The organism is uncultured Brachyspira sp. (assembly GCF_910578695.1).
Classification (GTDB): Bacteria; Spirochaetota; Brachyspiria; order Brachyspirales; family Brachyspiraceae; genus Brachyspira.
The window spans coordinates 7,441-21,760 of sequence record NZ_CAJTQJ010000009.1; the positions used below are offsets into that span (position 1 = coordinate 7,441).

Below are 14,320 nucleotides of genomic sequence, written 5' to 3' on the forward strand. Positions count from 1 at the left end.
TACAATCGACAATCGACAATCGACAATCGACAATCGACAATCGACAATCGACAATCGACAATCGACAATCGACAATCGACAATCGACAATCGACAATCGACAATCTCTTAAATTTGTCACGACTTAAACATATTATGGATTACTCTATCTTTTTTATAATTTTTTTATATGCCTCATATCTATACAGCAATATAAGTTAAAATAATTTTCTGAAACCCTAACATTATTTATTTTAGCTAACTCCTGATAAAGTATAATATGAGGCACTGTATTTTATTATCGCAAATATTTTTTAGTATATAATTTTTATATGTAGATTTATAATTTAATACAAATACTAGTATTTCATTAAAAATATTTAAGTAATAAATAGGAAAACAGCTATAGTATTGCATTTATGAATGAGGCTGAAGTTGTTATACTATAAGCGAACTTGATACTTTGATGCAGAAAAAGTTTATTGATTTTATTATAAATGAAAAAAATAATGGAGCTGCTGTTTTTATGTCTTCTCATATATTTTAGGAAATAGAAAAGACTTGCGATAGAACTGCTGTATTAAAAGACGGGAAACTTATTGCTATAGAAAATATGGAAAAATTAAAATCTAAAAAAAATAAAAATTTTGAAGTGATTTTCAAAACGAATAAAAATGATGAAAATTTTAAAAATAAAAGCAGTTTTAAATTACAATTGAATAATAATACTGTTAAAGTCATTATTGCAAATTATGATGTTAATAATTTTATAAAAGAACTCAGCAATTATAATATATTAGATATTAATTCGGCAAGCTATACTTTGGAGGAATTATTTATGCATTTTTATAATGAATAATAATTTTTATTTCAAAGCTGTAAATAACAAACTATTACTTACAGCTAAAAAAATTAATAATATATATTTGTTTAAATTAGAAAAAATACTCCATAATATAAAAAATAATAAGCATAAATACTCTTGAAATTATTTGAAATAATAATGTTTTTTATAGTAATTTATGATATAATAATTATAAAAAAGTCAAGAGTTTATTTAAAATAATATTTTAAACTAAAGACAAAGCAACTTCCATCATATTAGTAAAAGTTTTTTCTCTCTGCTCTGATGTAGTAGATTCGCCTGTAACCAAAGAATCTGAAATAGTAGCAATACAAAGAGCATTAACATTCGCATAGGCAGCATTCATATATAATGCAGCCGCCTCCATTTCAACAGCCAGAACTCCCATCTTAGCCCATTTCATAGAAGAATTATTAGCACTATAAAACAAATCAGATGAAACTATATTTCCGACATGATAATTTATCTTCATTTCATCAGATTTTTTTACAGCATTTTTTAATAATTCATAACTAGCTATAGGGGCATAAGTGCCGGGAAGTTCATACTGAGAAGCATAATTAGAATCAGTACAAGCCCCCATTGCTATAACCAAATCCCCAATATGAAGTTTATCAGATAAAGCACCTGCACTTCCGATGCGTATCAGATTTCTGCATTCATAAAAATGTATAAGCTCATAAGAATAAATACTGCAGGAAGGCATACCCATACCAGTACCCTGAACAGAAACTCTCTTGCCATTATATGTGCCTGTAAATCCTAACATATTTCTAACAGAATTGTATTGAATAACATTCTCTAAAAAATTTTCAGCTATAAATTTTGCCCTCAAGGGATCTCCAGGTAAAAGTATAGTTTCTGCAATATCTCCTTTATTGGCAGATATATGAGGCGTAGACATAGTATTTACTCCTTTTTATTTTTTTATATTATAAATATTAATCTATTTTTTATCAAGCAAAAGATATTATTTTAATGATAATTATAGAAATATAAATAAAAATAATATAATATTGTATTTATGAGTGAAGTATTAAAACAATCAAAAGCCGTACTTATTACTGCATTAATGTATAATGATAATAATATATATAATTCAGTACTGGAAAAACTTATTAATAATTTTGGAGAAATTGAAGTTATAAGCGATGAATATTTATTTTCTCATTCTATTTATTATAAAGAAGAAATGGGAGAATATTTAAATAAAAGATTTATAGTTTTCAAAAATATGATAGAAAGAGATTATATAAGCGATGTAAAAAAAATTACTGATAATATAGAGATAGAATATTCAGATAGTGAAGGAAAAAGGAAAATTAATATAGACCCTGCATTACTGACATTAGAAAATTTTATTTTAGTTACAAATAAAAACTTTACACATAGAATATATTTAAAAGAAGGAGTATTTGCAGATTTAACTCTTATATATAAAAAGAAAAAAGGATATACTGAATTAGAATGGACTTATGCGGATTATTCAAGCGAAGATACAAAAAAATTTTTAAATAAAATAAGGGAACTGTTCTATAAAAGACTTATAGAAAGCTCCCCTTTTGGTTCTAATTGGAGATAATTTTTAATAATCTTTTATTCCTGCAACTCTGACAAATTCCTTATCCCATACTCCTATATGCTCAATTAAAAGCTGTGCTAAAAGCTCAGCAAAATCTATAGCAACTTTATGCCAATCGCTGCCTGATTTAAAATCTTTATATTTATCATCAATAGCTTTTTCAAATTTTCTATGCTCTTCAAAATGTTCTTTAATTTTATTATATTTATCTTTATTAGCCATCTGTATCTTCTGTTCTTCTGAGAAATGATATTTAGTATAATTAATAGCCCCTTTAAATGCCTCATCAACTTCCTCTTTAACATCATTATACAAAGCAGAATGAACTTTATTAGCATATTCCATTATCTGAACATGCTGACTATCTATAGTTTTATTATGAGTATAATATTGATCAAGCCATTCTAATTTTTTAGCTCCGACTTTAAAGAAAGACATAGCATTTGATAATTCTTCCATCTGATTTTCAAGCTCTTTTGAAGATTCATTCATAGAAGCAACTAATGAGCTATTTTCCTGAGTTTGAGAATCCATATTTGACATAGCATTATTTATACTATCTATTCCTATTAACTGCTCGCGTGTAGTATTAGCCATATCATTAATAACTTTTGTAGTTTCTTCTATTTTACTTTCAATATCTTCAAACAAAGTCCTTGACATATTAGCAGAATCTGTTGCTTTCTTTACTTTTTCATTACTTTCTACAATAAATGAAGTAATATTATTAACTGAACTTTGTGTTGTTTGTGCCAAATTTCTCACTTCAGCAGCTACAACAGCAAATCCCCTCCCTTGTTCTCCTGCTCTTGCCGCCTCTACAGATGCATTTAAAGCAAGTATATTAGTTTGAAATGCTATATCTTCTATAAACTTTACTAATCCGCTAATCTTATGACTATATTCAAAAGCCTGACTAGTATTCTGTGCAGTTTCTAAAATAATGCTTCCTGCTTCCTCTACAGCATTTCTTGCATTCATCATCATATCATTAATTATAGCAGCATTATCAGCAGTTTTTCTTATAGTAGCAGATATTTCTTCTGTAGCTTCTGCTGTTTTCTCTAAATGCGATGCCTGACTTAAAGTTCTGCTGGCTAAATCTTTATTTGAATATGATAATGAATAGGCAGTTCTTTTAGTTAAAGCAACATTTGAATTAGCAACATCAATAATATTTTTTATAGAAGTTTTCATATGATTAAAACTGCTTATAAGTTCTCCAACCTCATCTCTTCTTTTAATATATTTATTATTTATATCAAAAGTTAAATCTCCGTTTGATATTAAATTTGCAAGCCTTAAAGCTTCTTTAAGAGGCGATGTCAATCTTCTAGTAAATCCTACTATGATAATAGCTACAACAACTATTATTAATGCTCCGAATAATATTGAAAATAATAAAATTTTACCAATATTAGAGTATAATTCATTTTCTAAAATTGTTATTATAATATACCAATCAGTATTGTCTATATTATGATATGATATTAAATATTTCTGCTTATCTGTATTATCTATATAACGGGTAATCCCATTTTTATTTTTTATAATTTCATCATAAGGAAGATAGCTGTCTGCTGCAGCTAAAATTTTACTATTATCATTATGAGCAAGTATTTTTTTACTGCTGTCAATTATAGATATTTTTTCTTTCTGATTTATTTGAGCATTTAATACATATTTATTTATCAAATCCCCCCAATTTACATTTCCGCTTAATATGGCTATTGTATTTCCTCTGCTGTCCTTTATACCTTTCCACATTCTATAAGTAGGATTACCAGTAGCAACAGATTTAGTTATACTAGTTTCTCTTCCGTCATTATAGCCTCCTGCAGCAAATTTTTTCCAGCCTTCATCATTAATATCCATAACTACATTGCCTAATATTCCATTTTCAGAATCTAATATTGCTCTTCCATTTAAATCCAATAATATGAAATTTACAAATGAAGTTTTAGAATTTTTAAAATATTTTAAAGCATCTTCTGCCCTAGTATTTAAAATATCATCTTCAGGATTTGCTAAAAAATTTATTAATGCCTCAGAAGTGACAAAATTATTCATAGAAGAACTATTATCTTCCAGCCATAAATTAATCAAATTTTTATATGATACAGATGTAGATTTAAAACCGCTTTCAACAATATCATCTATAGTTTTTATACTCAAAAATAATACAGTTCCTACACTAAGAAATATTGATAAAACTATTGCACCTATAAACAAAATGGGGATTTTAAATCTTAAACTATATATTTTCTTCATATTTTTTTATCTCCTCAAATATCCTTATACACAATATAAAAAACATAAGAAATAAATTCAATATAACAGGATATATTTATTAATAATGATTATTATATACACAATATAATAATATTGCAAATATAATAATTTTTTCAAAAATTATATATTTTTTTACTTAATTTATATATTTTTTACTTAATTATATATTTTTTATTTATAATCTATATTTATCGGCATTTTCCTGCTTTAATATCTTTATAATTTTAATAATATAAAAAACTATTACTATATTAATTTGCAATAAACAAAAAGCCTATTATATAAAATAATATATATTGAAAAACAGTCAAAATGTATATATAATTCAGTCATAGTTATATTAATTTGGAGTTATTATGGATTTTGCTATACCTTATGAAAATGAAATAGATGAAAAAGATAAAACTATAATACAAGAATATATAATCAATAATGCAGAAGAATATAAAAAAAATTCAACAAAATTGACAGAACTCATAATAGAAGCTGTATCATCTTTAAGTGCTGGAAAATCAAGAACTGAATTTTTAGCAAAGCAAGGTTTTTTAGGTAATATATTTAATTCTATAACAGGGCAAAACAGAAAAATAAGGGGCGAAATAGATTATAATTATGCTATAGTAAAAAATGCATCTTTAAAAATGATTGAATATTTAGCTAAGCAGAATAAGATAACTTATGAAGGATTAATATATATAAATAATAAACTAAATAATGTAGAAAAAAATATTGAAGAAGAACTGGTAAAAATATGCAGCAATATAAGAGAATCATTTAATGTAATTTTAAATAAAATCAATGAAGAATCAAATAGAATAGACTCATTAGAAAAAAAAGTAGAATTATTAGAGTTTAAGACTTCTTCAAATGTATTAGAATTCGATAATATAAAATATTATGATATGGATGATATAGAAAAAATTATATGTCTTAGTAATGATTTATTTACAAAAACTTCATATTCATCTAGTATGACTAAAGAAAATATATATATGATTAAGTCAATATTATTTGATTTTAATATGGATATAAATAAAAAAATAAAAGTAATAGATATATACCGCAAATTATTAGAAAAACAAAATCTAATCGATAAGCTTTTCCTAAATACTCAAAATAATATGTATATTCAGGAACATATTATACCAATATTAAGCGGAATAAAAAAAATAGAAAGACTAGATAAAGAAGAAAGTTATATAATAAATTCTATAATAAAAATATCAAATATAAATGATTTAAATAATATAAAAATTAATTTGATTAATGAATACGGAGCGAATATATCAAATTTTGATTATAATTGCGAAATTACTATATACGACATAATAATACTTATTATGAATGAATTAAAAATGATATCAAAGAATATTAATGCTGTACATAATATAGAAAAGATAGAAAATAGAATAGAATTAGCAAATAAATATTTTGAAGAAAAGAAATATAAAAAGGCAGTGAATGAATGCGATATTATACTTTATAATGATAAGAACAATAAGGAAGCCCGCAATATAAAAATAGAAGGCATATATAAAATTTTAATAAAAGAGATAAAAAATTTTGAAGAGCCCTTATGCTATAAAGAAATCGCTAAAATATATTTAATAAAAAGAGATTATAAAAATACATTAAAATATTTAAATAAATATTTTGATTTTTATCCGTCAAATAAAGAAATATTAAAATATAAACAAAAACTCAAACTTCAATACAATAAAATTAAAGATTATCAAAATAAAACAAATAAGAAATTAGAAAAAACTACAGATAAAAATAAAAAAGATTATTTAGAGTTTATAAATGATTTTTGGGGAGTATATTTAAGTAAAATTTAATATAAATATTTTTGGAGATTTTATTTATGAATAAATTAGGATTAGTATTAGGCGGCGGCGGAGGTCTTGGAAGCTATCAGATTGGTGTTTGGAAAGCATTAAGAGAATATGGTATTGATAAAAATATAAAAGCTGTATCAGGCACTTCAGTAGGAGTATTAAATGCATGTTTATTTGCACAAAATAATTATGATGTAGCTGAATATATATGGACAAATGAAATAGAAGATAAAATACTTTCAAAAAAGAAAATAAATAAAAATAACAGCTTCATATCTTCAAACGGAATATTCAGCAGAGAAGGTTTAATAGAAATAATCGAAAAGTATTTAAATATTGATATTATTTCTAATTATAAATATCCGATATATGCTGCTGCCGTAAATTTAAAAAAAGTAAATGTTCAATATTTCAAATTAAATGGAAAAACTAATAAAGAAATAAAAGAAATAATGATGGCTACAAGTGCAATACCTTTAATATTCGGAATACAGACTATAGAAGGAATTAATTATGTAGACGGAGGAGTTGAAATATTAAATGGTAATAATCTTCCTTTAAAGCCGTTATATGAAGAAAACTGCGATGAAATAATTGCAATTAATTTATACAAAGACAGTATTATAGAGAAATCAAGCAGATGTAAAGTTTATGAAATAGTACCTAGTAATGATATAGGAGATTTTTTCAGCGGTGCTATGGATTTCTCGCTTAGCGGTGCAAAAATGCGTATAAAAGAGGGATATAATGATGCTAAAAATATTCTTGAGCAAATATTTAAAATGGGAAGAACACAGATAGAAAATATCGACAATAATAATTCTATGTATCAAAATGAATCTGATAATAAAATAAAAAAAAGAAAGTTAAAAAATAAACTTAATAAAGCAATAGACAGCTTAAAAATAACAGATAATAAATAATAATTTTTGTTTTGATTTAAGCAATGAACTTGAATATATTATTTAAGCCCATTGCTTTTTTATTGTCAGTCTTTAATTTTTGCCGCCATTATATTAGCTGCTATTGAACCTGATATATTATGCCATACACTAAATATTGCTCCCGGTACCGCTGCTAATGCCATTGATGCAAAGTGAGTTGCAGCAAGTGAAGCAGCAAGTCCTGAGTTTTGCATTCCAACTTCTATTGATACAGCCTTGCATTTTGCATTGCTTAATCTGAATAATTTAGCTAATATATACCCGAAAAAATACCCTAAACTATTATGAATAATAACTACTATTATTACTAAATACCCAACTTTCATTAATCTTTGAGAATTTGCAGATACTACAGCAGCCACTATTGATACTATTGCAAGTACTGATATTAAAGGCAGTATTTCTTTTATGCTGTTTGTAAATTTATAAAAGAATTTATTTATTATAAAACCTAATACTATAGGAAGTATGACAACCTGCACTATGGATATAAACATACTAACAGCATTAACATCTACTTTTTGTCCTGCATACAGCAAAGTGAGGATAGGAGTTGCAAAAGGTGCAAGTATTGTTGATACAAAAGTCATTCCAACAGATAAAGCTACATCTCCTTTAGCTAAATAAGTCATAACATTTGATGAAGTTCCTCCAGGGCAGGCTCCTACTAATATTATGCCTACAGCAAGTTCAGAAGGAAGTTTGAATGCAATTGAAAGTAAGAATGCTAATAAAGGCATTATAGTAAATTGTGCTATAGCCCCTATTATAATATCCTTCGGTCTTGTGAACACCACTTTAAAATCTTCAAGTTTTAATGTAAGCCCCATACCAAACATTACAATCATCAAAAGATAGTTGATATAACTTGTTTTTATAAAACTTACTGTTTTTGGAAAAAATAATGATACTGCAGCCACTATCAATACGATAACAGCCATATATTTCCCAAAAAAATTGCTTATTTGTTTTAATGTATTCATTTCTCATTCCTTTATTGTCTTTATTTTTAATTGTTTATTAGCAATTATATTCTTTATTATTAAATATAAATTCATATTATAACTTATATAATACATAAATTACCTGCTTTAAAACTTATATCTAATATTAATATTTTATAATGAATTTTAAATTATTATGTTGACAGTGCTTATTTGATATTTTAGAATTAATTTAAATACTATAACATCAAAATTATTAATTATAATTATTTTAATACAGCACCGGTATTAGCAGACTGAACAAGTTTTCTATATCTTCCAAGCCAGCCTTTAATTTCTTCTAAAGGTTTAATATGAGTCTCTTTTCTTCTCTTTTCCATTTCTTCATCAGAGATTTCTAAATTAATTTTATGGTTAGGAATATCTATACTTATGATATCATTTTCTTTTATGAATGCTATTTCTCCTCCGCTTGCAGCTTCAGGCGAAACATGCCCTATAGAAGCACCTCTTGAAGCACCTGAAAATCTTCCGTCTGTTATTAAAGCAACATCTTTACCTAACTCCATACCAGCAAGTGCTGAAGTAGGTTTTAACATTTCACGCATACCAGGTCCGCCTTTAGGTCCTTCATATCTTATTACCACAACATCGCCTTTATTTATTTTGCCTGTGTATATTGCATTTATTGCATCTTCTTCGCAGTCGAATACTCTTGCAGGTCCTTTATGCACAAGCATCTCATCAGCAACAGCAGAACGTTTAACGACACAGCCGTCTTTTGCTATATTACCCCAAAGCACAGCAATACCGCCTGTTGTACTATAAGGATTTTCTATATTTCTTAAAACATTATTATTTTTATTAACAGCATCTTTTATATTTTCAGCTATAGTTTTACCTGTAGCAGTTAAAAGAGAAGTATTTATAAATCCTCCTTTATCAAGCTCTTTCATAACAGCAGATATTCCGCCGGCTTTGTATAAATCTTCTATATAGTTATGTCCTGCAGGCGCCAAACGGCAAAGATTAGGAGTTCTATCGCTTACTTCATTTATAGTTTTTAAATCTATCGGAATGCCTGCTTCATTAGCTATGGCAAGTAAATGAAGAACGCTATTTGTTGAACAGCCTAAAGCCATATCAACTGCAAGTGCATTTTTGAAAGATTCGGGAGTTATTATATCTAATGGTTTTATATCTTTTTTTAATAATTCCATAACCTGCATGCCTGCTTTTTTAGCGAGTAAAGTTCTAGCTGAGTAAACTGCAGGTATAGTTCCGTTTCCCGGAAGTGCTATTCCTAAAGCTTCAGATAAGCAATTCATACTATTAGCAGTATACATTCCAGCACAGGAACCGCAGCTTGGACAAGTATTTTGAGCATATTCTTCTAATTCATCATCGCTTATAAGATTAGCTTTTTTGGCTCCCACAGCCTCAAATATATTAGATAAGCTTATTTTTTCATCACCGTGATCGCCCGGAAGCATAGCTCCTCCGCTTATCACTATTCCCGGTATATTCATTCTCAAAAGTCCCATTATCATACCGGGTACTATTTTATCGCAGTTAGGAACAAGCACAACGCCGTCCAAACCATGTGCTATAACCATACTTTCAACCGAATCAGCTATTAATTCTCTTGAAGGAAGCGAGTATTTCATACCTAAATGTCCCATAGCTATTCCGTCGCATACGCCTATTGCAGGTATTAGTATAGGAGTGCCTCCTCCTATTAATACGCCTGATTTTACAGCCTGAGAAAGTTTATCTAAATGTATATGTCCTGGTACAATCTCGCTGTATGCAGAAATAATTCCAATCAGAGGTCTTTTTAATTCTTCATCTGTATAACCCATAGAGTAGAACAATGATCTGTTTGGTGCTCTTTCATCGCCTTTTAATACTCTGTCGCTTCTTAAAGAACTATTTTCTCTGAAACTCATAATTATTTCTCCATTTTTTAAATTATTTTTTGCAATATTATAATGCATATATTATATTTGAAGAATCATATAAATCAAGTATTTTTTATTTTTAATTGTTATATATGTTTGATTAAACGGTAATGTTGTATATATAAATATAATATTGCTGTTTTTTTTATGTATAAATATCTTGCTAAAAATGTTAGAATAGTCTAAAATATTATTAGAAAATTATAAAATATAGGAGATATTTATATGTCTATGATCAATCAAGAAACAGTTAATCTATTGAATGAGCATCTTAATTTGGAGCACTATTCTGCAAATCTTTATTTTAATATGGCAGGCTGGTGCGAATAAATAGGGTTTGAAAGGATGCAGTAAATTTTTATATAATCATTCAGCAGAAGAGCATACTCATTTAGAGAAATTTAGAGAGTTTATCAATAAGGCTGGAGGGCAGGCTGTAATGGGAGAGATGAATGCCCCTGAATGCAAATTCAATTCTGTAGAAGAATTATTTGAAAAAATTATTAAGCATGAAGAGTATATTACATCTTGTATTAATAAATTGGTAAGCATATCAATGGAAAACAAAGATTATATTACATTAAAGTTTTTAGAGTGGTTTGTTGAAGAGCAGCTTGAAGAGGAAGAGTTATTTAATGATATTGTCAAAAAGATAAAGATTTTAGAAAACTTGAAAGGAAGAAATCTTTATACTTTTGATAAATTTGTAGGCAATTTAGATTCTAAAGAACATAAATCTTAAGTCTAAATTAATAATAAACGCCTTATAATTAATATAAATTATGGGGCGTATATTAATTTTATAATTCTATACTATAGTTCTGTATGCTTCATTAATGATATATTCATTTCAAAAATATTAATTTTTTATTTATTTTTTTAAATTTTGTATAAAATATGTTATAATACCGTAATTATAATTAAGTTTTTTTTATTGATAAATTTTAAACTTATTATAGAATTATTATTTATATTATAAAATATTAAAAGGAGTGTATTATGTCTATAATAAAAGAAGAAACAATAAAATTATTAAATGCACAATTAAATAAAGAGCTTTATTCAGCAAGTCTTTATTTTAATATGGCAGGCTGGTGCGATAAAAAAAGTTTGAAAGGATGCAGCAGTTTTTTATACGGACATTATAAAGAAGAATTAGAACATTTTGAGAAATTTAGGGATTTCATTAATAAAGTAGGCGGACAGTCTGTTATAAGCGAGATGCATGCACCTCAAAGTGATTTTAATTCAGTAGAGCATTTATTTGAAACTATATTAAAACATGAAGAGTATGTAACTTCATGCATAAATGAATTAGTTGGAAAAGCTATGGAAAATAAAGATTATATTACATCTAGGTTTTTAGATTGGTTTATACAAGAACAGCTTGAAGAAGAAGAGTTATTCAATGATATTATTGAAAAAATTAAAATGCTTGGCGGCGGCAATTTAGAAGGAAGAAATCTTTATACATTTGATAAGGCAATGGGTACTTTAGATACAGAAAAACATTCAGGCAGTATTGATGTGAATATATAATAGAATAATTATCGGAGGGTATATGATTAATAAATTTCTTAATTTTTTCAAAAAAAAAGATGATGTAAATACTATACCCTCTGAACATATAACTGCTGATAATTTTTTTAATTATGACAAATCTAATCCTTATGAAATTCGTGCCGTTCATCTCACAAAATATTACGGCAAGAGAAAAATAATAGGAGATATTTCTTATAGTGTTAAGCAAGGCGAAGTTGTAGGGCTTTTAGGACCTAATGGTGCAGGTAAAACTACAAGTTTCTATATAACTGTAGGCTTTGTTACTGCTACTGCAGGAAATGTATATTTAAATGATTTGGATATTACAAAACTTCATATGCATCAAAGAGCAACTTTAGGAATAGGATATTTGCCTCAGGAGGCTTCTATTTTTAGAAAACTTTCAGTAGAGGATAATCTTCTTTCTATATTAGAATATAATAAGGCATTATCGGCTAAAGACAGAATGAAAATAACTGATATGCTTCTTGAAGAGTTTAATATTACTCATGTAAGAAAACAGAAAGGATATACTCTTTCAGGAGGAGAGAGAAGAAGATGCGAGATAGCCAGAGCATTAACTGTTAATCCGAAATTTATATTATTAGATGAACCTTTTGCAGGAGTTGACCCTATTGCTGTTATTGATATACAGAATATTATAGCTTCTTTGAAAGAAAAAGGTTTAGGAATACTTATTACAGATCATAATGTTAGAGAAACTTTAAGAATTACAGACAGAGCATATATTATGGGTAATGGGCAGATATTGGTAAAAGGTACTCCTGAAGAAATAATCAATAATCCATTGGCTCGCAAGGTATATTTGGGAGAATCATTTACTATGTAATAAAATTTAGTAGCAATAATTTAATAATTTTTTTATAAATTTATTTTCTAATATAAAAGAATTTTATTAAAGACTTTTTTTTATTCTGTTTATTTATTATGCATTCAAAATCAATTAATTATATCATTAACAGATTCAATAAAACTATTAAATGAATTTTCTGTAATATAATATCTATTATTGTCATTACTGCTTACTATTTCATAATTATTATCATCATATTTATTTAATATTTCATAATATAAATTATTATCAGATGTTTGTATATTGATTTTATATAATGGTGCATTTTTGCTTATATTGTCATTTTTTATTAATCCGTCAGCATTTAAATTTGCTAAAGTGAATATACTCGCATAAATATCATTTGCAATATTATTATTCCAATTTTTTATCCAAGTATTGTCTGAATCATTTGTATTTTTTTCTAATGAATAAGAATTATTATTATATTCTATAATGATTTTTTCTATATCATCATTTTTTATTTTAGTTATAGTTTTATTTATAAGATCATTTTCAGTTTTATCAAATATATCTTTAGGGTTTGAGGCAGTATTTCCAAGCAGATATATATTTTTATCATTATCTATTTTTGAATATACACTATTTCCGAATGCGGATTTCATACCAAATTTTATATTTCTTACTTCTTTTGATGAGCTGTTTAATGCTTGAACGCTTAATGCTTCATCATCAGATAATTTATATTTTGATATTGTATCATCATCTCCCCTTGAAACTATTTCTATGGGTTCTATAGTATATAAAGCATTTGTAATTGCATTTACTAAATTATCATCAGCATTATATTTATCATTTACAGTCCATTTATCTCCATTATATTTTATAGATATAGTTTCATTAGCCCCTCTTTTTATTGTTATTTCTGATATATTAGAATTAATTTTTTTCATAGAAGGTAATGAATATCCTTTATTTTTCAGCAAAATTACTGCTGTTAATATTATTATTAAAATAACGATTACAGATGATAATGTTATATATTTTTTTATTATACTATTATTCATATTTTTATTACCTTTCATATTTTTTATTAATTATTATATATAACTATTTAATTATAAAAATAGTAAATAATTATATATTATTTATTTCTTATTAAGAACATTCAAATAATTTTCCAGTATTAAAGCAGCGGCAATTAAATCATTCGCTTTCTTTTTAACATTTTTCTTTCTGCCTCTTAAAATAAAATCTGCCTCTTTAGAAGTACCGTATTCATCAACAAATACAATATTTACTTTAACACTTTTTAATAGAAACTCAGAAAATCTTTTTATTTCAGAACACCATTCGCTTTCTTTTCCTTCATCTGATAAAGGCAGACCGAAAACAACAGTATCAATATTTTTTTCCTCTATTATATCCATTAAAGCCCGTTTAACTTTTCTGGCATTGCTTTCTTCTATAAGTCTGTATGGAAAAGGTATTTTTATATCCATATCCATAAAAGCTGTGCCTGTTTTTTTTCGTCCGAAATCTACACCCAATACCATAATT

The 14,320-nt window shown here is 26.4% G+C and carries 12 protein-coding genes and 1 pseudogene; 7 read left to right on the forward strand and 6 right to left on the reverse strand.

From position 1 onward, the window contains the following. Positions 1–591 precede the first annotated feature (591 nt). Positions 592–837 carry a hypothetical protein gene (locus QZ288_RS04370; protein WP_295155463.1) on the forward strand — a complete coding sequence of 82 codons (246 nt, stop codon included), beginning with the start codon at positions 592–594 and terminating at the stop codon, positions 835–837. Between the two features lie 211 nt (positions 838–1,048). Here the strand turns inward: QZ288_RS04370 and deoD are convergent, their stop codons facing one another. Next, positions 1,049–1,747 (reverse strand): purine-nucleoside phosphorylase, encoded by a 699-nt coding sequence (gene deoD / locus QZ288_RS04375; protein WP_295155465.1) that lies wholly within the window; start codon positions 1,745–1,747, stop codon positions 1,049–1,051. 120 nt (positions 1,748–1,867) lie between these two features. On the opposite strand from deoD, the gene QZ288_RS04380 reads away from it, so the two are divergent. Further along, positions 1,868–2,425 (forward strand): DUF4416 family protein, encoded by a 558-nt coding sequence (locus tag QZ288_RS04380; protein WP_295155468.1) that lies wholly within the window; start codon positions 1,868–1,870, stop codon positions 2,423–2,425. 3 nt (positions 2,426–2,428) lie between these two features. Here QZ288_RS04380 and QZ288_RS04385 read toward each other — a convergent pair whose 3' ends face one another. Then, positions 2,429–4,696 (reverse strand): methyl-accepting chemotaxis protein, encoded by a 2,268-nt coding sequence (locus QZ288_RS04385; RefSeq protein WP_295155471.1) that lies wholly within the window; start codon positions 4,694–4,696, stop codon positions 2,429–2,431. 377 nt (positions 4,697–5,073) lie between these two features. On the opposite strand from QZ288_RS04385, the gene QZ288_RS04390 reads away from it, so the two are divergent. Both QZ288_RS04390 and QZ288_RS04395 read left to right on the forward strand, forming a co-directional pair. Then, complete coding sequence (locus tag QZ288_RS04390; RefSeq protein ID WP_295155474.1) at positions 5,074–6,555, forward strand: hypothetical protein; 1,482 nt, start codon at positions 5,074–5,076, stop codon at positions 6,553–6,555. A 26-nt stretch (positions 6,556–6,581) separates the two neighbouring features. Then, the gene (locus QZ288_RS04395) at positions 6,582–7,478 is read left to right on the forward strand and encodes a patatin-like phospholipase family protein (protein ID WP_295155475.1); all 897 of its coding nucleotides are present in this window, start codon (positions 6,582–6,584) and stop codon (positions 7,476–7,478) included. 65 nt (positions 7,479–7,543) lie between these two features. Here QZ288_RS04395 and QZ288_RS04400 read toward each other — a convergent pair whose 3' ends face one another. Continuing rightward, complete coding sequence (locus QZ288_RS04400; RefSeq protein ID WP_295155478.1) at positions 7,544–8,482, reverse strand: bile acid:sodium symporter family protein; 939 nt, start codon at positions 8,480–8,482, stop codon at positions 7,544–7,546. A 227-nt stretch (positions 8,483–8,709) separates the two neighbouring features. Beyond that, the gene (gene ilvD / locus QZ288_RS04405) at positions 8,710–10,392 is read right to left on the reverse strand and encodes a dihydroxy-acid dehydratase (protein WP_295155482.1); all 1,683 of its coding nucleotides are present in this window, start codon (positions 10,390–10,392) and stop codon (positions 8,710–8,712) included. Positions 10,393–10,629: 237 nt separating this feature from the next. Between ilvD and QZ288_RS04410 the strand changes: the two are divergent. The 3 genes and pseudogenes from QZ288_RS04410 to lptB all read left to right on the forward strand — a co-directional run bounded on the left by QZ288_RS04410 (position 10,630) and on the right by lptB (position 12,796). Continuing rightward, positions 10,630–11,146 (forward strand): annotated as a pseudogene (locus tag QZ288_RS04410) (ferritin). 257 nt (positions 11,147–11,403) lie between these two features. After that, positions 11,404–11,943 (forward strand): ferritin, encoded by a 540-nt coding sequence (locus QZ288_RS04415; protein ID WP_295155488.1) that lies wholly within the window; start codon positions 11,404–11,406, stop codon positions 11,941–11,943. A gap of 22 nt (positions 11,944–11,965) precedes the next feature. Then, positions 11,966–12,796: an LPS export ABC transporter ATP-binding protein gene (gene lptB / locus QZ288_RS04420; protein ID WP_295155491.1), complete on the forward strand. Its 831-nt coding sequence runs from the start codon at positions 11,966–11,968 to the stop codon at positions 12,794–12,796. Between the two features lie 110 nt (positions 12,797–12,906). Here lptB and QZ288_RS04425 read toward each other — a convergent pair whose 3' ends face one another. Together QZ288_RS04425 and ruvX are read right to left on the reverse strand one after the other, a co-directional pair. Next, entirely contained in the window at positions 12,907–13,827 is a 921-nt protein-coding gene (locus tag QZ288_RS04425; RefSeq protein WP_295155494.1) for a DUF4340 domain-containing protein, read from the reverse strand. Between the two features lie 81 nt (positions 13,828–13,908). Further along, positions 13,909–14,316: a Holliday junction resolvase RuvX gene (gene ruvX, locus QZ288_RS04430; RefSeq protein WP_295155496.1), complete on the reverse strand. Its 408-nt coding sequence runs from the start codon at positions 14,314–14,316 to the stop codon at positions 13,909–13,911. Positions 14,317–14,320 lie beyond the last annotated feature (4 nt).